We start from the raw sequence: 24665 nt of genomic DNA, 5'->3' as shown, positions 1-24665 counted from the left end.
GCGAAAAATCGCGAGGGCCCTTGCCACGGGTGCGGGACGACGCGCCACAGCCTAAGCCTTTCACGGCGCGTAGATCGCCTCGCGCAGGGCCTGGGGAAACGCGCCTTCGCCGCCGTAAAGCGCGGTGTTGGTGAGCGACACCATGCTGATCTCGCTCAAAGGGTCGATCGACCAGATATGCCCGTAGATGCCGCCCCAGCTCGTGGTGCCCGCCGGCCAGGGCAGGCCGGCCTCCGCCGGATCGACCGTGAGCGAGCCGAGATAGCCGAAGCGCTTGCCGGGCGCCTGTTCGATCGCGCCCGTCTGGTTGGCGAGCGCCCGGGCCACCGTTTCGCGCTGGAGGATCGGCGCGCCGCCGGCCTCGACGGCGAGGAGAAAGCGCATGAAATCGGAGGCCGTCGTCGCCATGCCCGCGCCGCCGGACTGGAAGGCGGCCGGGTTCAGAATGCGCGAGGGCGAGAAGGTCAGCTCGCTCCCCCAGGGGCTCGTCATCCGATGCGGCTCGCCCATGCGCACCGGCTCGGCCTCGCCGTCGCCATAGGGCACGGCGAGGCGCTCGGTGCGCACCGGCGGGAAGTCCGTGTCGCTCATCCCAAGCGGCCCGGTGACATGCTCGCGCACGGCCTGCCCCAGCGTCGATCCGTTGACGCGGGCGGCCACCGCGCCGAGCACGTCGGTCGCCATGGAATAGGCCCAGGCGGTGCCGGGCTCGAAGGCCAGGGGCTGGCGCGCGATGCGCTGGAGCGTGTCCTCCAGCGCGTCCTCGACATTCTGCAGCCCGAAGGTGATCGAGGGATCGCGCGGATAGGAATAGGTGAGGCCCGCCGTGTGGGTCAGGAGCTGGGCCAGCGTGATCGTGGGCTCGCGCCCATCCGCCAGCTTCGGGCGGAAGAAGGGCAGGGCCACCGTCACGGGGTCGGACAGGTCGAGACGGCCCTTGTCACCGAGCGCCAGGATCGTCGAGGCCACGAGGGGCTTCGTCAGCGAGGCCGCGCGAAACAGCGTGTCCTCGCGCATCGGCACGCCGGCTTCCCGGTCGGCGAGCCCCGCCGCGCGGCGATAGGTGATCGCGCCCTTTTCGGCGACCATCACCACGGCGCCGACGAGACGGCGCGACGCGATGGCCTCGTCGATCACCCGGTCGATGCGCTCGGTTCGAATCATGGTGCCCTCCCTCGTTCCGCGCGCATTTGGGCTTGGATGCGCGCTTGGCTCAAGCCCCGGCGGAAGGGCCGCTTGGCGCCCTAGCGGGAGCGCGTCAGGGCGCCTCGTCCTCGTCCTCGTCCTCGCCCGCCGCGCGCCGTGCCCGCTCGCGGAAGGACAGGGTCTCGGGGGGCTCTGGGGTGGGGGCCTCGCTCGCCCCTTGGGCGAACCAGCCGAGACTGACGGCAAGGAGCGCAAACAAGCGGCCGAACACGAAGGGGATCGACAGGAAGAACAGGATGCCGAAGAGCGAGCCGGCGAACCAGAAGGCCGCGAGCGCGGCGCTGAGCGTGCCGCTCGCTGTTGCCTGCATCCAGCCTTCCCAACCCGTGCCGGAAAAGCGGACGAGGAGCGCGGCGGCGACGAAGGCCGGCAGAACCAGCTTGGGCGCCAGGAGAGCCAGGGCGGAGCGACCGTCGCGGCGCGCCCGCGCCTGAACACGGGCCGCCACCCGCCGCCCGTAGAGGAAGGCGAGCGGCGCGAAGACCAGGAGAAAGCCGGCGAGCGCGGCCGCATCCGTCGGGCTCATCGGGCCGGAGCGCTCAACGGGCCGCCGCGTCCAGCGCGCCGCCGAGCCGGGCCACCAGCGCCTCGAAATCCGGGAAGCTCGTCGCGATCATCCGGGCGTCGTCCACCGCCACCGGCTTTTCCGAGGCGAGGCCCATGACGAGGAAGCTCATGGCGATGCGGTGGTCGAGATGGGTCTCGACCGTGCCGCCGCCGATCCCGGAGCCGTCGGGGCGGCCGGAAACGCGCAGCCAGTCCTCGCCTTCCTCATGCGCGACGCCGTTGGCGGCAAGGCCGGCGGCGACGGCGGCGAGGCGGTCGGATTCCTTGACGCGCAGCTCCTCCAGCCCCTGCATCAGCGTGTCGCCCTCCGCGAAGGCGGCGGCGACGGCCAGAACCGGATATTCGTCGATCATCGAGGGCGCGCGCTCGGGCGGAACCGCGACGCCGCGCAGCGCCGAGTGCTTCACATGGAGATCGGCCACCTCCTCGCCGCCCGAAAGGCGCGGGTTGACCGCCTCGATCGCGCCGCCCATCTCGCGCAGCGTCTCGATGAGGCCGGTGCGGGTCGGGTTCATCAGCGCGTTCTCGATCACGACGTCCGAGCCCGGCACGACGAGCGCGGCCACCACGAGGAAGGCCGCCGAGGACGGATCGCCCGGCACCACGAAATCCGCAACGCCCGTCAGTTCGCCTTGGCCCTGAAGGCGGATGGTGCGCCCGCCCGCCCTGTCGGTCTCCACTTCGAGCCTGGCGCCGAAGCCCTGCAGCATCCGCTCGGTGTGGTCGCGCGTCGGGATCGGCTCGATCAAAGTGGTCGTGCCCGGCGTGTTGAGGCCGGCCAGAAGCACGGCGGACTTCACCTGCGCCGAGGCCATGGGTACGCGGTATTCGATGGGGGCTGCGACGCGCGGCCCCCGGATCGACAGCGGCAGGCGGTCCTTGGAGCGGGCGAGCACCTGCACGCCCATCTCGCGCAAGGGTTCGAGCACGCGGCCCATCGGCCGGCGCGACAGCGAGGCGTCGCCGATGAACGTCGCGGTGAAGTCGTAGACGCCGACGAGGCCCATGGCGAGGCGCGCGCCGGTGCCGGCATTGCCGAAGTCGAGAACGCCTTCGGGCTCCAGGAGCGCGCCGTTGCCGACGCCGTCCACGATCCAGGTCTCGCCCTCGCGCTCGATCCGCGCGCCCATCTGGCGCATGGCGCGGCCGGTGGCGAGGACGTCCTCGCCCTCCAGGAGGCCGGTGACGCGGGTGCGGCCCGAGGCGAGACCCCCGAACAGAAAGGCGCGGTGCGAGATCGACTTGTCGCCGGGCACGCGCACGCGGCCGGCGAGCGCCCCCGTGCGACGGCTCCGGAGGGGGCGGGATGCGGCGGCTTGGCCCGTCATGGCGGCGTGATCCTTCTCGCACGGCCGGGGCGTGGCGCCCCTCGTTCGGCTTTCGGTTCGCCGTTCGCGTATCACTGGAGCCGCGCAGCTGAAAAGACCGCATAGGGCGGCCCGGCGGTTTCGATGGCGGGGCAAAGGCCGGCCCGCGCGCCTCAAGCCTTGGCGGGGCGGGGCAGATGCGCTTTGACAAGGCTCCGGGGACGCCGTAAGGGACCATCCGCTTTTTCCCGCCCCTCGACCGGCCGGCTTTGCGGCGATATCTGGATCAACCGGCCCGGTCGGCGCCTGCTCCATGCAGGCATCCGCTCCCTTTCGAAAGGCGAACCCATGGCGAAATCTGAACTCGGCACGAAACGCGTCGACCCGGAAACGGGCCGCAAGTTCTACGACCTGAACAAGGACCCGATCGTCTCGCCCTACACGGGCAAGTCCTATCCGCTGTCCTTCTTCGAGACCGTGAAGGCAACGCGCGCCTCGCGCGTCGTGGAAGAGGACGAGACGGAGGAGGTCGAGGTCACGGAGGTCGCCGAGACCGACGAGGAGACCGTGTCGATCAACGACGTCGAAGAGGATGATACGACGAGCGGTCCGGTCAAGAACGACCTGCCCAATGTCGACGGCGACGAAGACGACGACGTGGTGGACGACGATTCCGATGACGACGACACGTTCCTTGCCGACGACGAGGACGAAGACGACGACATGACCGACATTATCGGCGGCGGTCGCGACGACGAGGACGACGCCTGAGGCATCCGCCCCGCCGGCTGCGGACGACCCGCCGCCGGTCCAGCGAAGGCCCATGATGTGAAGGGAGGAGACCGGATCGGTCTTCTCCCTTTTTTCATGCGCGCTTTTTCGGGTGAGTCGTGGCGAAAGCGCGTTTCGCCAGGGCGAAGCCGCGTTTCGCTAGGACGAAGGCACGCTTCGCCAAGGCGACGATTCGATGATTCGTCCGCCTTGCGCGGCCAAGAGCGGGCCGCACGGGCGAGTTTCCGGCCGGCCATCGCCCGTCCGGCAGGGCGCGAATTCCTCGAAAACCCTTTCATGACAGGAGGTTGGCAAGCGGATTTCATTTTCATGTCGGTCCGCCCGCTTTTTCGCTTGCGTTCCGAAGGGCCTTCTCCTAGAAAGCGCTCACACCAGATGCGGGGCCGGCCCAACGGCCCTGACGAGGTTGCCACTTCGGTGGCACTGGGGCCATAGCTCAGCTGGGAGAGCGCTTGAATGGCATTCAAGAGGTCGTCGGTTCGATCCCGATTGGCTCCACCATCCCCTCAAAATCGCATCTGACACAACCCGCGCCAAAGCGTGGGTTTCCGCCGCGTTTGGCGGTTCTTCTCCCCGGATCCATTTCGATCTGCATCCTCCCGGCAAGAACGCCCGGCGATCCCTTGCGCGTGAGCTCGAGCGGCTGACGCCCCGGCGGCGGGTTATCGGCCGCCAGAACTGTTGCAGGACTCAACGGGACTTTCGGTCGGCGAGCGTTCGATCGGTCGCCTTCGGAAAGCCGGCGTCTCCGGCGGTGCGCGTTCCCGGTCTGGATGCCGGTTCGGTTTGTCCGCTCAGCCGGCACCGCCCAAGCCCTCGGGCGCGCGCGGGCTCCGGGGGGCGCGCGTCCGAGGGCATGTTGGGCTCCCTCGCGCAGCGCGCCGGGGGCACGTGACGCATCCCGTCGCCAAAGCCGATTCGAATCCGATCGGGCTCGTCGTCTCCGCTCCGCAGTTCTCTTCTCAACCCAGGCGGGTCGATTTTCCGAAAGCGCAAGCAGTCCGGGAATGGGTGAAAGAAGAGTGAAAGAAAAGGCGCGAATTCGGGGAAAGGATTCACAGCGTGGACACCAAGTTCGGTAACTTTCGAGCCTGGAACCTTCGGCCCTAGACGCAATGCCCGATATTCGAACTATGTGTACGGCTAGATGATTTCTCGCACATTGTCGGATCGCTGCCGTATGCGCCTATCCCTAAAAACACGCCTTGCCTTCAGTTTCGGACTCGTTCTTCTCGTCACCATCGGTGTCGGCGCCGTTGGGCTCTTCGCGCTCTCGTCCAGCGTCGCCCGGTTCGAGCAGTTCTCGGCTCGCTCCCTCATGCAGACCCGAAGCCTCGGCAAGCTGACGCTGGATCTGGAACGGGTCCGCCGCCTCCTGCGGACCGCCGCGACCGTCCCAGCGTCCGATCTCGCCTCCTTGCGCACGGACTATGCGAGGACCTGGGAGGACGCCGACGCGGCGCTCGCCACCTATCGGCAGGCCGTGATGAGCGAGGAGGGACGCCGCGAGATCGCCGACTTTCCGGATCAGATCGCGGCACTGAAGGCGGTCTCCGACGAGGCCTTGACTGTCATGGACCGGGCTGTCGGCGCGGCGCCGGGGGTCGAGGACGAAATACGGGACGCCTTTCTGACGTTTGTCGCCGCACGCCAATTGCCGCTCGCGCGCCAGGCGAGCGAGCGCATCGACCAGCTGACCGAGCGGGCCGACCGGCGGATGGATGCTCTCCTCACCGAAGCCCATGCCGCTTATGGCACCACGCGTCTCTGGCTCGTGGCGGCGATCGGCCTTGCCGTCGCGCTCGGCGCCGGGCTGGCCTTCTGGATGGCTCTGTCCCTGGTGCGGGGCCTGCGGCAGATCGAGGAGAATGTCGATCGCATCGCGCTCGGCGACCTGTCGCATCGCATCGTTCATTCGCGCCGCGACGAACTCGGCGACCTTCTGACCCGCCTGTGCCAGACCCGGCTTCGTCTGGCCGGCACGGTCTTCGCGGTTCAAACCGCCTCCGCCCGTGTCGCCTCCGGCTCGGCGCTCTCGGCTTCCACCGCCGAGCGCCTGTCGTCGGGCTCGACCGAGCAGGCCGCCGCGTCCGAGCAGGCCTCCGCCGCCATCGAGGAGATGTCGGCCAATATCCGACAGAACGCCGACAACGCGTCCACGACCGAGAAAATCGCGGCTCAGGCCGCCGACCATGCGGGCACGACGGGCGAGGCCGTGGCGCAGTCGACCAAGGCGATGCGCGCAATCGCCGAGAAGATTGCGGTGGTACAGGAAATCGCCCGCCAGACCGACCTCCTCGCCCTGAACGCCGCCATCGAAGCCGCCCGCGCCGGAAGCCATGGCAAGGGCTTTGCCGTCGTCGCCTCCGAAGTGCGCAAGCTCGCCGAGCGCTGCCAGACGGCGGCGAGCGAGATCGGCGATCTCTCGGTGCGCACGCTCGGCGTCGCCGAGGATGCGGGCTCGCGTCTGGAGCGTCTGGTGCCCGACATCCGCAAGACGGCGGAACTCGTGTCCGAAATCTCGGCTGCCTGCCGCGAGCAGTCGATCGGCGTCGAGCAGATCAACCAGGCGATCCAGCAGCTCGATCAGGTCACGCAGGCCAATGCCAGCGCGGCCGGCGAGATGACGGCCACCGCCGAACAGCTCGCGGCCGAAGCCGAGCGGGTCAGCGAACGCATGGCGACCTTCCATCTGGAGCGGAACGAGGCCGAGATCATCTCGCGAGCGATCGACGCCAATCAGGACATCAAGGCCCTGCAAGCGCTCGCGGTCGAATACGCGAACAGCCGCCAAGCGGCGTCGGGGACGGACCGCGCGAGCGAGACCGGCCGGAGCGGCTCAGGCCCGCTGGCCCGCGCCGCCTGAGCCGAGGCGCCGTCCGGGCGGCATCCGCTTTCTGGTTTGAAAGAAGGGGCGCCCGAAGGGCGCCCCTTCTTTCGTGTCGTGCCGAAGGTGCGTCGGACCGACACCCGGGAAGCCGCGGCGCGCTGGAGCCGGGAGCGCGCCGGCTCCAGCTTGAGGCGCAAGGGGGAAATCTTGACGGCCGGAGGCCGCGCCTGGGCGTCATGGACTGCGAGTGAAACGAGCCGGGGCGACGGGCCAACCCTCGTCCGGTCTGCCTGCAAACCCGCCTCCTCGCCGGGAGGCGCTTGCGCATCCCGCGCAAAAAAAGGGCGCATCCTGACGGATGCACCCCCTCTTTCAGCTTGGCTGGAACGCCTGTCGGTTCAGCGGACCGGCGCGGTCGAGTCGATGCCCGACGTGTTGCCCGGGACCGGAACCGAGGAGCGGCCGGCCTGCGTGTCGGCGGGAACCGCATCGGTCGGCACAATCACGCGCGAGGCGGCGTCGGCCGGCATGGTGCTGTCGATGCCCGAGTCATTGCCCGGAACCGGGACGGAGCTGGTGCTCGTCTGGTCGGTCACGACCGGCGCGTCCATCGTGGTCGTCACGGTGGAGGCGGCATCGGCCGGCATCGTGCTGTCGATGCCCGAAGTGTTGCCCGGAACCGGAACGGTGCTCATGGACTCCTTGGTGCCCGACGTCGGGGCGGGGAGGGTCTGCGCCACGGCGACGCCGCCCATGAGAGCGAAGGCGGAGAGGGTGATGGCAAGGGTCTTCATCGTGGGCTCCAATCTTTCGTGTGTCTCGTCATCCGATCGACACATCATTCGGGAGCAGAAGCGCGCGACCCGATCGAATGTTCCGACGTGCACAAGCTTTTTGTGCGGCCCCGAGCTGTTTTCCCTTCACGTTTGAGGGAGGGGCGGAAAGCCGTCGCAGCGCTTGTCATCGGGATGTCATCGCGTCATGTCAGGCCCCTGGAAAATCGACGAAAACCCAAGGGGCTCTTCGACCACTCGGCCGGGCCGGCCGCGCTTCTCTCATTCTCCTCGAAGCTACCGGCTCGGCATCCGGCGGGACGGGACGGCTGAAAACCGTCCGGCCGGCCAGCCGCTGCCCCTCATGTCAAACAGTCTTCACACGCGTTCGGAACAGGTCATGGCCGTATCCATCCATCTCGAAGGACTGACGCGGCGCTTCGACCGGGGGCCGGCGGCGCTGGACGACGTGTCGCTGGAGATCAGGGCGGGCGAGTTCCTGGCCCTGCTCGGCCCGTCCGGTTGCGGCAAGACGACGCTTCTGCGCCTGATCGCCGGTTTCGAGACGCCGAGCGCCGGGCGGCTTCGCTTCGACGACAGGCTGATCGCCGGGCCGGGCTGCTTCGTGCAGCCCGAGGCGCGCAACGTCGCGATCGTCTTCCAGTCCTACGCGCTCTGGCCGCATATGACCGTTGGCGAGAATGTCGGCTATCCCCTGCGGGTGAAGGGCGTGCGCGGCGCGAGCCAGGCGCAGAAGGTGGCCGAAGCGCTGGCGGCGGTGGACCTTTCGGGTTTCGAGGCGCGGCGTCCGGCCGATCTGTCGGGCGGCCAGCGCCAGCGCGTCGCGCTCGCCCGCTGCCTCGCCATGGAGCCCGGCATCGTGCTCCTGGACGAGCCGCTCGCCAATCTCGACGTGCATTTGCGCGCCTCCATGGAGGAAACCTTCCGCGCCTTCCACAAGCGCACGGGCGCGACGCTCGTCTATGTCACGCACGACCAGGGCGAGGCCATGGCGCTGGCCGACCGGATCGCGGTGATGGAGCGTGGGCGCATTCTCCAGGCGAGCGCGCCGGCGACCCTTTATGCCGAGCCCGCGAGCGAGGCGGTCGCCCGCTTCGTCGGCCATGGCGCGATCGCGGATGCCGAGATCCTCCTCGCTCCGGGCGATGGCCATGCGCGCGTGCGCCTGTTCGGCACGCAGGCCGACATCCGCTGCGCGGCCGGGGCGCGTCCGCTCGCGGGCCGGATGGGGCGGGTCTGCCTGCGGGCGGAGGATCTGGAAATCGACGGTCCCGAGGGCTTTGCGGCGCGCGTCCTGTCCTCGACCTTCAAGGGCTCGCATGTGCGGCTCGTCGTGGAGCCTCTGGCCGCGCCCGGCACGCGCCTTGCGCTCAACGCGCCACACAGGCGCGCGGAGGGCGAAACCGTGCGGGTCGCCCTGCGCGATGGCTGGCTCCTGCCGGACGGCGCGGCCGTGGCGGCGACAGCCTGCGAGCCCGTGCCGGCCTGAGCGCGGGTTATTTCGTCCAGGGCAGGGCGCCGCGCGGCAGAAGCGGGGCGAGGGCCGAGCCGAGCGCCATCAGGGCCAGAATCACCACCACCGTCACGCTGGCGAGCGCGGAGGCGAGCGGCGCGTTGCCGGAATCGTCCAGATTGAACACGGCGACGCCGAGCGTCTCGTTGCCCGCCGACCAGAGAAGCGCCGAGACCGTCAGCTCGTTGAAGGCGGTCATGAAGACGAGGATCGCGCCGGCGGCCGCCATGGGCGAGACGAGCGGCAGGATCACGGTGCGCAGGCGAAAAAGGAAGCCCGCGCCCGTCATGCGCGCGGCCTCGTCCAGCGCCGGGTCGAGCTGGCGCAGGCCCGCCACGATCGGGCGCAGTTCCAGAACCAGGAAGCGCGCGAGATAGGCGAAGAAGATGATCCAGATCGTGTTGTAGAGGCTGAAGCCGAAAAGGGGCAGCGGCTTCAGGAACAGGAGAATGGAGGCGATGCCGAGCACGATGCCGGGCAGCGCATAGGGAATGTCGGCCGCCGCCGACAGCGCGCGCAGGAGCCGGCTTCCCCGCCAGACGAGAAGCATGCCGAGCGGCACGGCGATGAGCGCCAGAACCAGCGCCGCCCCGAGCGACAGGGCGGCCGAGTTGCGGAAGGCGCGCACCGTCACGTCCTGCCGGAACAGGACCTCCGCATAATTGCCGAGGGTCGCCGTGCCGGGGCCGAGCGGCACGCCATAGGCCGGCACGAGCGAGGTCGCGAGGAGGCCGAGAAGGGGGGCCGCGACGATCACCAGCATGAGACCCACCACCAGGGCCTCGGCGAGGGGACGCCAGCGGCCGAGCGCGAAGGGCTCGAGCGGCGCGCCGGTGCCGCTCAGGCGATAATCGCGCCCCCGCAGCGCGAGCCCCTGGACCGCGAAGCCGGCAAAGGCGACGAGGCCGACGAGAATCGACAGCACCGCCGTTTCGCCGATGATCGCCGGGCCGAAGCCGGCGAGGCGCTGGTAGATGAGCGTCGGCAGGACGGTGTAGCCGGCGGGAATGCCGAGAAGCGCGGGAATGCCGAAATTGCCGACCGCCGACACGAAGGCGATCGCCGCGCCGGCCACCAGCGGCGGCGTCATGACCGGCAGGATGACGGTGAGAAGCACGCGGCGCCGGCTCGCCCCGCAGGCGCGCGCCGCTTCCACGAGATCGCGCGGCAGGGCGCGCAGGCCCGCGCGCACCGACAGGAACACGAGCGGGGCGTGCTGGACGCCGAGCAGCAGCATGATGCCGCCGGCGCTGTAGAGCGGATTGGGCGTGCCGATCGGCGGGGCGAGGCCGAGCGTGCGCAGGAGCGGGCTGGAGGGGCCGAAGAGCTGCGCCCAGGCGAGCGCCGTCACCTGCGGCGGGATCATCGCCGGCAGAAGCGCGAAGAACACCAGCGCCGTCTTGCCGCGAATGTCGGTGAGGCCGACGAGAAGGGCCAGAACGAGGCCGAGCGCCACCGCGATCAGCGTGCCCACCGCCGCGCTTTCCAGCGTGTGGAGCGTCGCGACCCAGGTGGAGCGCGCCTGCAGGACGCCGAGCGCGAGCCTGGGGTCGAGGCGCCCGCCGGGCAGCACGGCCTCGAAGGCCAGCCGCGCGACGGGCAGGACGCAGAAAAGGGCGACCAGCGCGGCCAGCGCCGCGACGGTCAGGCGTTCGGAACCGGCCAGCTTCACGTCGTGCCGATCAACCGCCGAAGAGCTCGGAGAAGCGCTTCTTGTTCTCCGTCTCGTCGGCCAGCGCCTTGGCCGCGTCGAAGGGCAGGAGCTTGATGTCTTCGCGCTTGGGGAAGCCGGCGGGGCCGGCGACGCCGTCGCGCGCCGGCAGGTAGCCTTGGCTGGCCGCGAGCCTCTGCCCGTCTTCGCTCAGGAGGAAATCGACGAAGAGCTTGGCGCCCTCCGGGTTCTTGGCGGTCTTCAGGATCGCGACCGGCTCGGTGACGGCGGACACGCCCTCCGTCGGGAACTGGAAGCCGACCGGCGAGCCCTTGGCCGCTTCGCGGATCGGCAGATAGTCCACCACCATGCCATAGGCCTTCTCGCCGCCGGCGACGGACTTCATCACCGCGCCGTTGCCGCCGGTCGCCGTCATGCCGCCCTTGGCGAGCGCGTCCCAATAGGCCCAGCCGAAATCCGGGTTCTGCGCGAGCGTCGCCACATGCACCAGCGCCGCGCCCGAGGTGAGCGGGCTCGGCATGGTGGTGCGCGCCGCCATGTCGGGCTTCAGGAGATCCTTCCAGGCGCGCGGCGCTTCGCCGGCCTGCGTGTTGCCCACCAGACCCGTGGTGATGAGCTTGGTCGAGAAATAGGTGTGGTCCTTGTCGATCAGCGCCTTATCGAAGCCCTCGGTCTTGGCTTCGGGGAAGGGCATGAGCCGGTCGTCGCGCTTCAGGCCTTCCATGGTCACGCTGTCGGCGATCAGAAGCACGTCGGGCTGCGGGCTGCCGGCGGTGAACTCGGCCTGGAGCTTGGCCATGATCTTGGTCGTGCCCTCGCGGACCCACTCGACCTCGACGTCCGGATGCTTGGCCTTGAAGGCGTCGACGGTCGCCTGCGCGTCCTCGTTGGGCTGGCTCGTGTAGAGCGTGATCTTCTCCGCCGCGCCGGCGGGCAGCGCGAGGGCGAGGACGGACAGGCTGGCCGCAAGGCCCCAGAAACGCAGCATCGACAGACTCCCAACAGGCCGTGCGCCGTAAGGGCGGCGCACCATTCGAGTTTGCCCCGGCGCATAGGCGGGGTCCATGACACGCGGATGACTTTCACGCCAGCGTGATCGGTGTGCACAGTTTGCCCATGTGGCGTTTGCCATTTGTTCATCAGTCCCAAAGAAGGGATGCTGCGGTTCTGCATTCGTTAAGGCCGGCAATGGTACGAATGTCCCGTTCATTCGGGAGAGAAAACGATGATCCTGCGGCCTGCGCGCGCGCGTTTGCGGTCCGAAAGGAGTGGCAGCGTGCCGATCATGACGGCCGCCCTCATCGTTCCCATGCTTCTGACCGTGGGCGGCGCGGTCGATCTCGGCCTCTACGAGCACGGCCGGATCGCCTTGCAGGACGCGCTGGACCGGGGCGTTCTCGCGGCCGCCGCCATGAAGCAGACGGAGGACGCCACCGCCGTCGTCAAGAGCTACCTGAAGACCATTCCCAATGGCGAGAAGGTGACGCTGGACGTTCAGGAAACGCGCACGCTCAACTCGCGCAAGGTGACGGCCACGGCGAGCCTTCCCTACAGCACCGTGTTTCTCGGGCTGATCGGCTCGAGCAATCTCGACCTCAAGGCCAAGTCCACCGCCGAGGACCAGCGCCGGAGCTTCGAGATTTCCATGGTGCTCGATATCTCGGGCTCCATGCAGGACAATGGCGGCATCGGGCAGCTTCGCCCGGCGGCGAAGGACTTTCTCGACACGGTTCTGACCAAGGACACCAAGGACACGACCTCGATCAGCATCGTGCCCTTCGCGGGGCAGGTGAATGTCGGCAAGAGCCTGTTCGAACACGTCGTCAGTCAGGAATACACACGGCGCCCGCTGCCCTATCCCAAGCGGCACGACTATTCCTACTGCTTCGACCTTCTGCCCCAGGATTTCGCCGCCGGCTTGCCGAGCTTCGTGGACCGGGAGCAGACCCCGCATTTCAGCTATTACAATATCAACGCTTCCGCCAAGAAGCCCTGGTGGTGCGCGGACGGCGCGCCCATCACCTACATGACCAATGACATCGCCAAGCTGAAGGCGGGTGTGGACGCGCTCTATCCCTATGACGGCACGGGCACCGCCTACGGCATGAAATGGGCCGAGCTCCTGCTCAATCCATCCATGCGGCCGATCCTCTCGGCTGTGGCCAACAAGGCGGACGTGTCCATCCCCGCGAGCTTCCGCGCCCGGCCCGTCGCCTTCGACGACAAGGACACGCTGAAGTTCATCGTCCTGATGACCGACGGGCAGATCGGCTTCCAGCCGCGCCCGACCGACAAGGCCTATAGTGAGATTCTGCCGAAATTCCCCAACAAGAGGGAGTCCTATGTCGTCACCGGCGACAATATCAGCGGTTGGGGCATGTACGTGACCTCTCCCGCGCCGGCCTATTCCGAAGGGCAGGCCAAGAGCCACTACGAGCAGGTCTGCAGCTACGCGAAATCCGAGGGCATCACGATCTTCACGATCGCCTTCAAAGTGTCGGACGACACAGCCGCCACGATCGCGCGCTGCGCCTCCAAGCCGGCCTATGCCTACAAGGTGGACGGGCTCGACATGGGCCAGGCGTTCAAGTCCATCGCCGCCACGATGCAGAAGATCCGGATCACCGAATGAGCCGGGTGGACGCCGCGAGGAGCGCTCGAAGGCATGAACGGTCTCTGCGCACGGACCGCTCCGGCGCGACGGCGCTGGAATTCGCCATCGTCGCGCCGCTCCTCCTGGCTTTGTCCTTCTCGATCCTGGAGGCGGGCTGGATGATGACCAAGGCCATGCTGCTGGACCGCTCGCTCGACATCGCCGTGCGCGCCGTGCGCACGGCCAAGGACGCGCCGAAGTCGCAAGTCGAGATGAAGAAGGCGGTGTGCGGTCGGATGCTGATCGTGCCCGACTGCGAAGCGGCGCTCCTGATCGAGATGACGCCGGTGAAGTCGGCCGCCGATTTTCCGACCACCGGCGCCACCTGCGTCGACCGGGGCGCCGCGATCCAGCCGGTCGTCAGCTTCTCCACCGGCGACGAAGGGCAGATCATGTATGTGCGCGCCTGTCTCGTCAGCGATCCGCTGGCCCCCTTCATGGGCCTCGGCCTGCAGATGAACAAGGATTCGAAAGGCGGCTACAGCCTCGTGTCCGCCTCGGCCTTCATGAACGAGCCACGCTCGTGAGAGGGCGGACCTGGCGGACCTGGCGGATCGGGCGGGCGAGGGCGCGGGAGAACGCGCTCGGGCGCGCGACCCGCCGTTTCGCGGCCGAGCACCGGGGCACGTCGGGAATCGAGTTCGCGCTGATCGCGCCGATCCTGCTCCTCCTGCTTCTGGGCGGCACCACCGTGTTCACCCTGGTGCGCGACTCGCGCACCGCCGAGCGCGCCACCTACACGGTCTCGGACGTGCTGTCGCGCAGCACCACAAAGCCCGATCTCAAGGCCAGCCACGCCCTGTTTCTGGCCATCACGCGGCATGCGCCCGCCGACGTCCTGTTTCGCGTCACCAGCGTGAAGAAGGTCAAGGACAAGATGGTGATCGACTGGTCCCGCGCGCAGGCGCCCCAGATTCCGCTGACCGACCTCGCCCCTCTGGCGGCGAAACTCCCCGTCGTCGGGGACGGGGATTCGATCCTCCTCGTGGAGACCTCGCTGACGTCGCGCCCCCTGTTTTCCTATCTCGGGGTGACGGACCAGACATTCGCCTATCTTTCGGCCAATCGGCCGCGTTTCGTGCCCGCCCTGCCGGCGCCGGACTGAAGGGTCCGTCTGGAAACCCGGTCAAAGGGTCCGGCCTGCCGCGCGATGGGCTTTGCGAAAACTCCCGTCGGCAGGTGGTTGGAATGATTCGGAAATAGGTGTAATGGCGGGTACGCCCACTCGGGCACAGGAGGTTTTCATGCCCGCATATCGTTCCCGCACGACCACCCATGGCCGCAACATGGCCGGGGCCCGCGGCCTCTGGCGCGCCACGGGAATGAAGGATTCCGACTTCGGCAAGCCGATCATCGCCGTGGTCAATTCCTTCACGCAGTTCGTGCCGGGCCATGTGCATCTGAAGGACCTCGGCCAGCTCGTCGCCCGCGAGATCGAGGCGGCCGGGGGCGTCGCCAAGGAGTTCAACACGATCGCCGTCGACGACGGCATCGCGATGGGCCATGACGGCATGCTCTACTCGCTGCCCTCGCGCGAGCTGATCGCCGACTCGGTCGAGTACATGGTCAACGCGCACTGCGCCGACGCCATGGTCTGCATCTCCAACTGCGACAAGATCACGCCGGGCATGCTGATGGCCGCCATGCGCCTCAACATCCCCGCCGTCTTCGTCTCGGGCGGTCCGATGGAAGCGGGCAAGGTGATCTGGCCGGACCAGACCGAAAAGAAGCTCGACCTCGTGGACGCGATGATCGCGGCCGCCGACGACCGCATCTCGGACGAGGACGTCAAGACGATCGAGCGTTCGGCCTGCCCGACCTGCGGCTCGTGTTCGGGCATGTTCACCGCCAACTCGATGAACTGCCTGACCGAGGCCCTCGGCCTGTCGCTGCCCGGCAACGGCTCGACGCTCGCGACCCATGCCGAGCGCAAGCGCCTCTTCGTGGAGGCCGGCCACCTGATCGTCGATCTGGCGCGCCGCTATTACGAGCAGGAGGACGCGGGCGTCCTGCCGCGCTCCATCGCGAGCTTCGCGGCCTTCGAGAACGCCATGACGCTCGACATCGCCATGGGCGGCTCCACCAACACGGTGCTGCATCTCCTGGCCGCCGCGCACGAGGCCGAGGTGGATTTCACCATGGCCGATATCGACCGCCTGTCGCGCCGCGTTCCCGTGCTCTGCAAGGTCGCGCCCTCGATCGCCAATGTCCATATGGAGGACGTGCATCGCGCCGGCGGCATCATGGGCATTCTCGGCGAACTCGACCGCGCCGGCCTTCTCGACACCTCGGTCGGCTCGGTCCATGCCGAGAATCTCGGCGCCGCGCTGGAGCGCTGGGACATCAAGCGCACCGAAAGCCAGACGGTTCGCGACTTCTTCCGCGCCGCGCCGGGCGGCGTGCCGACGCAGGTCGCCTTCAGCCAGGATCGCCGCTTCGACAATGTGGACGACGACCGCGACGCCGGCGTCATCCGCAATCTCGAACACGCCTTCTCGCGCGACGGCGGCTTGGCTGTTCTCTACGGCAATCTCGCCGAGGACGGCTGCATCGTGAAGACGGCGGGCGTCGATGAATCGATCCTCAAGTTCACCGGCCGCGCCCGCGTCTTCGAGAGCCAGGACGCGTCGGTGAAGGCGATCCTGTCCGGCCAGATCGAGCCGGGCGACGTCGTCCTGATCCGCTACGAGGGACCGCGCGGCGGGCCGGGCATGCAGGAAATGCTCTATCCGACGAGCTATCTGAAGTCGAAGGGCCTCGGAAAGGCCTGCGCCCTCGTCACCGACGGGCGCTTCTCGGGCGGCTCCTCGGGCCTGTCGATCGGCCACGTCTCGCCGGAAGCGGCGGAAGGCGGCTTGATCGCGCTGGCCGAGGAAGGCGACCGGATCGAGATCGACATTCCGAACCGCTCGATCCATCTCGCGGTGAACGACGCGGAACTCGCGCGCCGCCGCGCCGAGATGGAGGCCAAGGGCCGCGACGCCTGGAAGCCCGCCGAAATCCGCAAGCGCAAGGTCACGACCGCGCTGAAGGCCTATGCCTCGATGACCACCAGCGCCGCCAAGGGCGCGGTGCGTCAGCTCGACTGAGATTATAAGGCCGCGTCCTCGGAGCGCGGCCCATCCTCAGACATGCGAAAGGGCCGGTCCGCCGCGAGTGGACCGGCCCTTTCGCATGACAGGGGTCTATGCCCGTCAGGCCGTGACGCAGGCCCCTTGTTCGGCGGCATTGGCTTCGAGGGCCTTCGATGCGACGGCCGCGCTCGGCAGGGCTGCGTCCGATCGGCGAGAATGCACGAAGACACGCGTTACTTCGCGATAGGCCGCGACTTGATGGTGTCGAATGCCACCCTGGTCCTGGTTGCGTTCCCAGACGGTGGGCGGACGGTGAACGATGCGAACAGTTCGTGACATGAGTTCCGAGGCTCCTTCTGAATCCCTAACCTCATGATCTCCTAACAATTTTGCAGTCCGATCGTTGCGTTTCCCGAACGATGGCTGACCACCGACCACAAGTCTCCGGTGTGCCGTCGCGCAAGATGGGGCGAGCTAGGCCCTACCAGTTGACGCTGAGCTTGCCCGTCACGCGCCGCCCCTCGCCGCGGAAGCAGAAGAAGTCGCGATTGCCGCAGGACGCCACATAGTCCTTGTCGAAGAGGTTGCTGGCGTTGACCGAGAGCTTGAACTGGTCGCGCTCGTAGCTGAGCGCCGCGTCCACCACGGTCGCGCCCGGCACCTTGAACGTGTTGGCGTCGTCGCCGAAGCTGGAGCCGACATAGCGGATGCCGAGCCCCGCGCCGAGCCCGTCGAACATGCCCCCGTCGCGGATCGTGTAGTCGGCCCAGGCCGCCACCGTGTTGTGCGGAATGGTGGTCGGCATCCGGCCCTTGTTGCCGCCGTCCGGGTCGCTGGTGATCTCGACGTCGAGATAGGTATAGGCGAGGCGCAGGTCGAGACTGTCGGTGAGGCTCGCCGTGCCCTCCAGTTCGACGCCGCGCGAGGTGATCTGCCCGGTCTGGCGCGCCTGGAACGTGCCGCCCACCGCGTCGAAGCGGATGGCGTTGTCGCGCACGATCTCGAACACGCTGGCCGTCAGGAAGGCGTTCCAGCCCGGCGGCTGATACTTCACGCCGCCTTCCCACTGGCGCCCCGTCTCGGGCTCGAACAGATTGCCGTTCACATCCGTGTCGAGCGGCGGCAGGAAGGATTCCGAATAGGAAAGGAAGGGCGCGACGCCGCTGTCGAAATTGTAGATCGCCCCGACGCGGCCGGTGAAGGCGTTGGAATCCTTCGAGACCTGCTGATCGGCCAGCCGGTTGTCGGACTGCGTGCGCGCGAAGTCCTGCCGGCCCGACAGGGTGAGGGACAGTCGGTCGAGCTTGATCTGGTCCTGGATATAGAGGCCCGTCTGATCCTGCCGCACGTGGCGGTCGGTATAGGTGTAGAGGAAATCGACCGGGCCGCCATAGACCGGCGCGAAGACATTGAGCGGGCCTGCGCTGTAGATGTCGATCAGATCGTCATAGCCGGTGTAGCGATAGTCGACGCCGCCGAGCAGCGTGTGCTGGAGCGGCCCCGTGTCGAACTCGGCCTGAAGCTGGTTGTCGACCGAGGCCGTGTCGAGTGCGACATCGCCCGATCCGGCATTGCGGTTGAGGATGCCGGCCACCTCGTCCTGATAGCCGCCGCCATAGACGCTGGCTTCAGAATGCGTCAGCCGCGAATAGCGCGCGTTCTGGCGGAAGGTCAGATCGTCGTTCAGCTTGGTGTCGAACTGCCAGCCGACCGAGCCCATGTCCGTGTCGTAATAGTCGAAGGCCGGCTCGCCGAGAAAGCGGCTGCGCGGAATGCGACGGCCGAGATTGTCCACCACCGTGCCGGAATAGGGCATGAACTGCAGGCCCCAGCCGGCGCGGTCGCGCTGGTAGTTGCCAAGAAGCGTCAGCGTCGTGTCGGCGTCCGGCTGCCATTGCAGGACGGGGGCGATGAAGAGCCGGTCGTCGTCCACCGTGTCGACCTGGTTCTCCGATGTGCGCGCGACTGATGTCAGGCGGTAGCTCCAGGGGCTGCCGTCCGCGATCGGGCCGGACAGGTCGAAGCGCCCTTCCAGAAGGCCGAAGGAGCCGCCGAGCACCTCGACCTGACGCAGCTGCGTCTCGGTCGGCTTCTTGGTGACGTAGTTGACGAGCCCGCCCGGCCCGTTCTGCCCGTAGAGAACGGAGGAGGGGCCTTTCAGGATCTCGATGCGCTCGGCGCCATAGGGATCGAGGCCGAGGAAATTGATCACCGAGGTGGAGGGCAGGCGCAGCCCGTCGATGAAGCTCGCATTGGCCGTGGCGTCGAAGCCGCGAATGTTGAAGCCGCCGAAGCGCGTGTCCGATCCGCCGGTGATCTCGGGCGTCACGCCCGCCGTGTAGCGCGTCGTGGCGCGGATGGAGCGCAGCTCCTGCTCCTCGATCTGGTCGCTGGTGACGACCGAGATCGACTGCGGCGTTTCGATGAGGGGCGTGTTGGTCTTGGTCGCGCCGGCGCTGCGCGTCGCGACGAAACCCTGCTGCTCGTTGACGCCGCCCGGCCCCGTCCGGCCGCCACCGCCGCTGCCCTCGACCGTCACCGTGTCGAGAACCACCGTGTCCTGCGCCAGCGCCTGGCCGAGCGGCAGAAGGGCGAGAAGGGCGGCCGAGCCGGAGAGCGTCGCGACCAGGCGCGAGCGCTGAGGGCGGGGGGCAAGGCGAAGGCGCATCGGGGAACTCGACCGTAAGGAGATAATATGATTCCTTTAGTCATATTATCTCCTTACGAAAAGCGCCTTTCGGCCCCAATCGCGGGATCGGTCCACAGACTGGTGCAAAAGCGCGACGGGCAGCCGAGACCCGCGCGGCGCGTCCAACGCGCCGCGCGGGTCTGGTCGTCGCAAGCCGGGAGGCGGCGCGTCAGCCCACGGCGCGGGTCAGGACGCGGGCAAGGCGCGCCGAGAAGCCGCGCGGGTCGAGCGGCGCTTCGCCGTCCGCGATGCGCGCCTCGTCGAACAGGAGATGCGCGGCGTCCTCGCGAAGGCTCGTGTCCGCCTCCCCGAGCCGGCTCAGCCGCTCCACCAGCTCGTGGCGCGGGTTGATCTCCAAGACGGGCTTCGTCGGGGTGGGCGCGCGGCCCGCGCTCGCCAGAAGCCGCTCCAGCTGCCGATCCATGCCGTTGTCGGGCGCGACGAGGCAGACCGCGCTTTCGCGCAGGCGCTCGGAGGCGCGCACGTCCGACACGCTGTCGCCGAGCACGCCCTTGGCGAAGGCGATGAAGTCGCCGACCTCGCCGGAAACATCCGCCGTCTCGCTTTCGCCCTCCTGGAGCTTGATCTTGCCGAGATCGGCGAGACCCTGCGTCACCGAGCGGAAGGGCTTGCCCTCGTGCTCGATGCCGCCCGTGACCCAGAAACTGTCGACATGATCGGGCAGAAGCAGAACGTCGATGCCGCGCGCGCGGAACCCTTCCAGCTGCGGCGAGGCGGCGAGCCGGTCGAGATCGGTGCCGACGGCGTAGTAGATCGCGTCCTGGCCCTCCTTGAGATTGGCGACGTAATCCTTCAGCGAGCGCCATTCGCCGCCCGAGCCCGTCGTCTTGAAGCGGGCGAGCGAAAGGAGGGCGGCGCGGCGGCCGTAATCCTCGTAGAGACCTTCCTTCAGCACCGGGCCGAACACGTCCCAGATCTTCAGGTAGCGCTCGGGCTCCTTGTCGGCGAGCTTTTCCAGCTCGGACAGGACGCGGTTGGTGACGCCCTTCTTGATCGCCGCGAGCGCCGGGCTTTCCTGGATCATCTCGCGCGAGACGTTGAGCGGCAGGTCGGCCGAATCCACGAGGCCGCGCACGAAGCGCAGGTAGCGCGGCAGGATTTCGGCCTCGTCGGTGATGAAGACGCGGCGCACATAAAGCTTCATGCGCCCGGCGCGGTCGGGGTCGAAGAGGTCGAAGGGTTTCGATTCCGGCACGAAGGCGAGCACGGAATATTCGTGCAGCCCTTCGGCGCGGTAATGCAGCGTCAGCGCGGGTTCGTCGTACTGGCCGGCGAAGGAGCGGTAGAAGTCGGTATAGTCCTCCGGCTTCAGTTCGGATTTCGGGCGCATCCAGAGCGCCGCGCCGTCCGCGATCTGGCGCGGCTCGGCATCGGGCTTCTCCTTCAGCCAGATGGGCACCGGCACATGGCCGGACTGCGACTTGATCGTGGATTCGGCCGTGTAGGCCTCCGCGTAGCTCGCGGCGTCCTCCTTGAGGTGCAGCGTGACGCGGGTGCCGCGCGCGGGCGCCTCGCCGAGCTCCACCGGCTGGATCGTGTAGGTGCCGAGCCCGTCCGAGCGCCAGCGCCACGCCTGATCGGCGCCGGCGCGCCGCGTCACGACCTCCACCTCGTCCGCCACCATGAAGGCGGAATAGAAGCCGACGCCGAACTGGCCGATGAAATGGCTGCCTTCCGCCTCCTTCGAGCCGGCGACACGCTCCATGAAGGCCTTGGTGCCCGAGCGCGCGATCGTGCCGAGCGCGTCGGTCAGGTCCGCCTCGCTCATGCCGATGCCGTTGTCCTCGATCGACAGCTGCCTGGCGTCCGGGTCGAGCGTGACCGTGATCTGGAACGGCGTCTCGCCCGAGATCAGCGACGCATCGCTCAGGGCCTCGAAACGCAGCTTCTCGCAGGCATCCGCCGCGTTGGAGATCAGCTCGCGAAAGAAGACGTCCTTGTCGGAATAGACCGAGTGCACCATCAGGTGCAGGAGCTTGGCGACATCGGCCTCGAAGGCGCGGGTTTCGGGCGCAGCGGTTTCAACTGTCATGGTCGCGTTCCAAGAGCCTCCTTGTGGGGTTCGCCGCGCGAGATGGCGGCGCGGAGGGCGCATTTCAAGCGCGCGCGGGCGGAAGGGCCGCGACGCCCGCGCTGTGCCCGTCGCCGGCAAGGCCCCCCGCCCGCCGCGCGGGCCAGCTCGAACCCGCAAACGACAGGAACGGCAGTCTCTATGATCGTCATGGTCGGTTACTTTTAGAGGCGAGAAGCGAGCCGGGCGATCGTCTTCAGGCTCGGGCATCCGGTCAGACAATCTTCAACCTTGACGTATAGTCAGGAGCTTCCAAAGCGCCGGGAAGGTCTGATGCCGCTGGATGCCTCCCCCAGGGTGGTTTCGTTGAAGAGGTGGCTGCAGGCCGCCTTCACCGGCTTTGCCGTGAGCCTTCTGCTCGCGGTGGCGATGAGCATCTGGCCGCTCGTGTCGCATTACCGGGCGGCCGAGCGCAATCTGCGGGGGATGGAGGCCTATGGGCTTCTCCTGACGGCGGCCAACAACCTGTCCTCCGAGCGCGGCCCGTCCAACCTCCTGATGTCGATCGAACCCGGATCGGACGGCGCGGCGCTGGAGCGTCTCCAGACCTTTCGCGAGCGGACGGACCGGTCGCTCGCCGCCCTGTACGACCTCGACCGGAGCTGGGGCGAGGCGCGCTTCTTCGACATTCTGTCCGCTTCCGTCCGTGCGACGCAGAACGATCTGGCCGAGGCGCGCGCCGAAGTGGATCGGATCGCCGCGCTTCCCAACGCGCAGCGCTCGCAAGGCAATGTGCGCAACGCCGTGGATGGCATGATCGCGGTGGTGGACCGTTACCAGCCGCTGATCAACAGCAGCGCGCGGATGCTGGGCCGGTTGGATTCGCAAATCGGCGGCGCCGCGCTGACCGCGCAGAGCGTGAGCGACCTGCGCGAGTTCGGCGGCCGCATCGCCTCTGTCATCGTTCCCTCCATCGCGCGCCGGCAGCCGCTGACCCCTGAGGTGATCGAGCGCTTCCATGTGGCGGAAGGGCGCCTGTGGGAACTCCAGCGGCTTCTGGAATCGCAGAGCCTGCTCAACGAGGGGCCGGTGTTCCGGTCGATCTCCGAGGACGTTCGAGGTCGCTTCTTCGCGCAGGGGCTCGGTCTCCTGAAGCGGCTCGTGGAACAGGGCCGCGCGGGCGGGGACTATACGCTCTCCGTGAGCGACCTCACCGCGACCTACGTGCCGACCTTGAAGCCGTTGGAGGACCTGCGCACGCTTTACCTCACCGGCATGGTCGACGAGTTCCGGGCCCAAAGCCGTGCCGCCTTCCAGCAGGTTGTCCTGACCTGCATCGCCGCCGCCCTGTTTCTGGCGATGGTCTTCTGGCTCCTGAACTCGGTGCGTCGCAAGATCCTGACGCCGCTTCTCAGCGCGCGCGACATGATCGTCTCGCTCGCCGCCAACCAGACCATCCAGAACCAGACGGAGGCCCCCGAAGCGATCAGCGAGATGCGCACCTTGTTTTCCGCCGTCTCGGTTCTGGCCGAGCAGACCAGCGAGCGCCGGCTGCTTCTGGAACAGTTCCGCGTCCAGGCCGAGACCGACCGCCTGACCAAGCTGGCGAACCGGTGCCGCTTCGAAACGCTGGCCGCGCACCGGCTGCAAACGGCGCAGGTCGGCCGGTTGGGCGTGCTTTTGTTCGATCTCGACCTGTTCAAGAACGTCAACGACACGTTCGGCCATCAGGCCGGCGACGAGGTTCTGTTCAAGGTGGCGCGCCGTCTGGAAGCGCTCGAGACCGAATGCATCCTGTTCGCGCGCATCGGCGGCGACGAGTTCGCCGTCCTGTGCGACGGGCTGGACGAGCGCGACCAGATGGACCTCGCGGGGCGGATCGTGAAGCTCCTGTCGCGGCCTTTCGAGGTGAAGGGCGGCATCGCCCGCATCGGCAGCAGCGTCGGCGTCGCCGTCCTGCGCGATCACGGCACCACGCTCGCCACGCTCTGCCATCAGGCCGACATGGCGCTCTACGAAGCGAAGGCCCAGGGCCGCAATCGGCTGTGCCTGTTCGACGAGCGGATGGAACGGGCGTTCCATGCCCGCAGCGTCGAGCAGGAGCAGCGTCTCGATCCCGCGGCCTGACGGACGTGGGGGGACGTGGGGAGCGACGGGGCAGGGCAGGCGCCGCGATCCGGCGGCCCGAAGAGCCCGAGGCGATCTTGTGCAAATCCTGCGTCAATCTGTCCTGCTGATCGTAACTTCGCATGAGTTTCGCGAAAGCCTCGGCTTCTAGCGTCTCCCCCGATTGGGGGACGGCGCATTCCGCGCTCCTTGCGAAGATGGGATGCACAAGTGCTGGAGATGAAGGCGCGCCAGGGCAAAGCCGCCACCGGACGGGCGCATCGCAAGTCGCGCCGCGCGACGACGGCGCGGATCGGTGCGGGTCTGGCTCTCGCGCTTCTGGCGGGCTGCGCCACGCGCGGCGAGATCGACCGCTTCTCGGCGGTGCGCGACGTGTCCCCGCGCGAGGCCTTCGTGATGCCCGGCGCGGGCGGCCCGTCCATCCTCGGCGTCCTGGAGCGGCGCTACAACAACGGCGTCGAGCAGGAGATCGTCCTGTCGGGCGGCGGCTTCGTGTCCTCCTCCAACATGATGCGCGTGCAGTTCATCGGGCCGGTGGACGAGTCCACCTCCGGCCGCACCGCCCTGTCGGAGCGCTCGCTCGCTCGCACCGAGATCGGCCGCGAATTGCGGCAGGAATTTCCCGGCGTCGCGATGGTGCGCTCGCCGCTCTACGTTCAGAACCGCTACGGGCCGTTCGGCTACGCCACCGGGCGCAGCGGCGCGACGGCCTGCCTCTACGCCTGGCAGCGCATGAGCGGGACGGACGACGCCACGCTGATCCTGCGCCCGCGCGGCATCATCAATCTGCGCCTGCGCCTGTGCGAGGCGGGCGCCAGCGAAGCGCAGCTCCTGTCGGTCATGTACGGGCTGGGGATCAACGCCTTCCTGAACCACTTCTCCTGGGTGCCCTATGGCGCGCCGCCGGGACCGGACGCGTCGCTCGGCGAGACCGGCGCGCCGATCTATCCCGTCGCCCCGGCCGGCCCGCCGATCGGCTACACGCCGCCCGCCCCGCCGGAGCCGGTTGCCGCGCCGCCCCGGCCGCGTCGCGCCCGCCCGGCCGCGCCGCGCGTCGAGCGGGTCGCCGCGCCGCCGCCGCAGGTCATCCAGCCGCTTCCCGCCCCGGTCGGGCCACTCGTGCCGCCGCCGCCCGCCGCCGCCTCGGCTTTCCCCGCGTCCGCCGGCCTGCCCGCAGCCGCGCCCGCGTCGGCCGCATCACCCGGAATTCCCGCTGCCACCGCTGCCGGGGCACTCACGGCTCCCGTCGCCGGAACCCTCCCGGCCGCCACGCGTCCTCCTGTCGCACCGCCCGCCGTCTGCGCGGATGGGCGCTTGATGTCGACGTCCGGCTGCTGAGGCGTTAACCCTGGGTAGTGTTTCACGTGAAACAGACTTGAGAAACGTGTTCTATCCTTACGATCGTGCGC

Annotated in this window: 17 protein-coding genes and 1 tRNA gene; 10 read left to right on the top strand and 8 right to left on the bottom strand. The window is 68.3% G+C overall.

Going from position 1 to position 24665, the window contains the following annotated elements:
• Positions 1-60 precede the first annotated feature (60 nt).
• The 3 genes from B146_RS0101220 to aroA all read right to left on the bottom strand — a co-directional run bounded on the left by B146_RS0101220 (position 61) and on the right by aroA (position 3101).
• Positions 61-1164 (bottom strand): serine hydrolase domain-containing protein, encoded by a 1104-nt coding sequence (locus tag B146_RS0101220; RefSeq protein WP_019994583.1) that lies wholly within the window; start codon positions 1162-1164, stop codon positions 61-63.
• Positions 1165-1258: 94 nt separating this feature from the next.
• Entirely contained in the window at positions 1259-1732 is a 474-nt protein-coding gene (locus B146_RS0101215) for a hypothetical protein (RefSeq protein WP_019994582.1), read from the bottom strand.
• A 13-nt stretch (positions 1733-1745) separates the two neighbouring features.
• Positions 1746-3101, bottom strand: a complete 1356-nt coding sequence (aroA, locus tag B146_RS0101210) for a 3-phosphoshikimate 1-carboxyvinyltransferase (protein ID WP_019994581.1) — start codon at positions 3099-3101, stop codon at positions 1746-1748.
• 327 nt (positions 3102-3428) lie between these two features.
• On the opposite strand from aroA, the gene B146_RS0101205 reads away from it, so the two are divergent.
• The 3 genes from B146_RS0101205 (at position 3429) to B146_RS24665 (ending at position 6738) form a co-directional block, all read left to right on the top strand.
• On the top strand, positions 3429-3851 hold the full coding sequence (locus tag B146_RS0101205; RefSeq protein ID WP_019994580.1) for a TIGR02300 family protein: 423 nt from the start codon (positions 3429-3431) through the stop codon (positions 3849-3851).
• A 446-nt stretch (positions 3852-4297) separates the two neighbouring features.
• Positions 4298-4373 (top strand) — tRNA-Ala (locus B146_RS0101200).
• 679 nt (positions 4374-5052) lie between these two features.
• The gene (locus B146_RS24665; protein WP_019994579.1) at positions 5053-6738 is read left to right on the top strand and encodes a methyl-accepting chemotaxis protein; all 1686 of its coding nucleotides are present in this window, start codon (positions 5053-5055) and stop codon (positions 6736-6738) included.
• Between the two features lie 362 nt (positions 6739-7100).
• Here the strand turns inward: B146_RS24665 and B146_RS0101190 are convergent, their stop codons facing one another.
• The gene (locus B146_RS0101190; protein WP_019994578.1) at positions 7101-7496 is read right to left on the bottom strand and encodes a hypothetical protein; all 396 of its coding nucleotides are present in this window, start codon (positions 7494-7496) and stop codon (positions 7101-7103) included.
• Between the two features lie 379 nt (positions 7497-7875).
• Here B146_RS0101190 and B146_RS0101185 point away from each other — a divergent pair, with 379 nt between their 5' ends.
• On the top strand, positions 7876-8985 hold the full coding sequence (locus B146_RS0101185; RefSeq protein ID WP_019994577.1) for an ABC transporter ATP-binding protein: 1110 nt from the start codon (positions 7876-7878) through the stop codon (positions 8983-8985).
• Positions 8986-8992: 7 nt separating this feature from the next.
• Here the strand turns inward: B146_RS0101185 and B146_RS0101180 are convergent, their stop codons facing one another.
• Positions 8993-10681 (bottom strand): ABC transporter permease, encoded by a 1689-nt coding sequence (locus B146_RS0101180; RefSeq protein WP_019994576.1) that lies wholly within the window; start codon positions 10679-10681, stop codon positions 8993-8995.
• Between the two features lie 10 nt (positions 10682-10691).
• Positions 10692-11669: an ABC transporter substrate-binding protein gene (locus tag B146_RS0101175; protein WP_019994575.1), complete on the bottom strand. Its 978-nt coding sequence runs from the start codon at positions 11667-11669 to the stop codon at positions 10692-10694.
• 288 nt (positions 11670-11957) lie between these two features.
• Here B146_RS0101175 and B146_RS0101170 point away from each other — a divergent pair, with 288 nt between their 5' ends.
• The 4 genes from B146_RS0101170 to ilvD all read left to right on the top strand — a co-directional run bounded on the left by B146_RS0101170 (position 11958) and on the right by ilvD (position 16423).
• Positions 11958-13313, top strand: a complete 1356-nt coding sequence (locus B146_RS0101170) for a TadE/TadG family type IV pilus assembly protein (RefSeq protein ID WP_019994574.1) — start codon at positions 11958-11960, stop codon at positions 13311-13313.
• Positions 13310-13861 carry a TadE/TadG family type IV pilus assembly protein gene (locus B146_RS29340; protein ID WP_019994573.1) on the top strand — a complete coding sequence of 184 codons (552 nt, stop codon included), beginning with the start codon at positions 13310-13312 and terminating at the stop codon, positions 13859-13861. Before B146_RS0101170 ends, B146_RS29340 begins: the two co-directional genes overlap by 4 nt.
• Entirely contained in the window at positions 13858-14439 is a 582-nt protein-coding gene (locus B146_RS29335; protein WP_019994572.1) for a TadE/TadG family type IV pilus assembly protein, read from the top strand. The genes B146_RS29340 and B146_RS29335 overlap by 4 nt, the downstream gene beginning before the upstream one ends.
• Before the next feature lie 139 nt (positions 14440-14578).
• Positions 14579-16423, top strand: coding sequence for a dihydroxy-acid dehydratase (ilvD, locus tag B146_RS0101155; protein ID WP_019994571.1), 1845 nt, complete (start codon positions 14579-14581; stop codon positions 16421-16423).
• Between the two features lie 466 nt (positions 16424-16889).
• Here ilvD and B146_RS0101150 read toward each other — a convergent pair whose 3' ends face one another.
• Together B146_RS0101150 and htpG are read right to left on the bottom strand one after the other, a co-directional pair.
• On the bottom strand, positions 16890-19076 hold the full coding sequence (locus tag B146_RS0101150; protein WP_019994569.1) for a TonB-dependent siderophore receptor: 2187 nt from the start codon (positions 19074-19076) through the stop codon (positions 16890-16892).
• Between the two features lie 190 nt (positions 19077-19266).
• Complete coding sequence (htpG, locus tag B146_RS0101145) at positions 19267-21150, bottom strand: molecular chaperone HtpG (protein WP_019994568.1); 1884 nt, start codon at positions 21148-21150, stop codon at positions 19267-19269.
• 345 nt (positions 21151-21495) lie between these two features.
• On the opposite strand from htpG, the gene B146_RS24655 reads away from it, so the two are divergent.
• Entirely contained in the window at positions 21496-23256 is a 1761-nt protein-coding gene (locus B146_RS24655) for a GGDEF domain-containing protein (protein WP_162141920.1), read from the top strand.
• 219 nt (positions 23257-23475) lie between these two features.
• Complete coding sequence (gene bcsN / locus B146_RS24650) at positions 23476-24594, top strand: cellulose biosynthesis protein BcsN (protein WP_244498142.1); 1119 nt, start codon at positions 23476-23478, stop codon at positions 24592-24594.
• Positions 24595-24665 lie beyond the last annotated feature (71 nt).

It is taken from the genome of Aureimonas ureilytica DSM 18598 = NBRC 106430 (assembly GCF_000382705.1).
GTDB lineage: Bacteria > Pseudomonadota > Alphaproteobacteria > Rhizobiales > Rhizobiaceae > Aureimonas > Aureimonas ureilytica.
The sequence above is the reverse complement of the archived record's forward strand: the minus strand, read 5'-3'. Positions and strand labels throughout refer to the sequence as shown.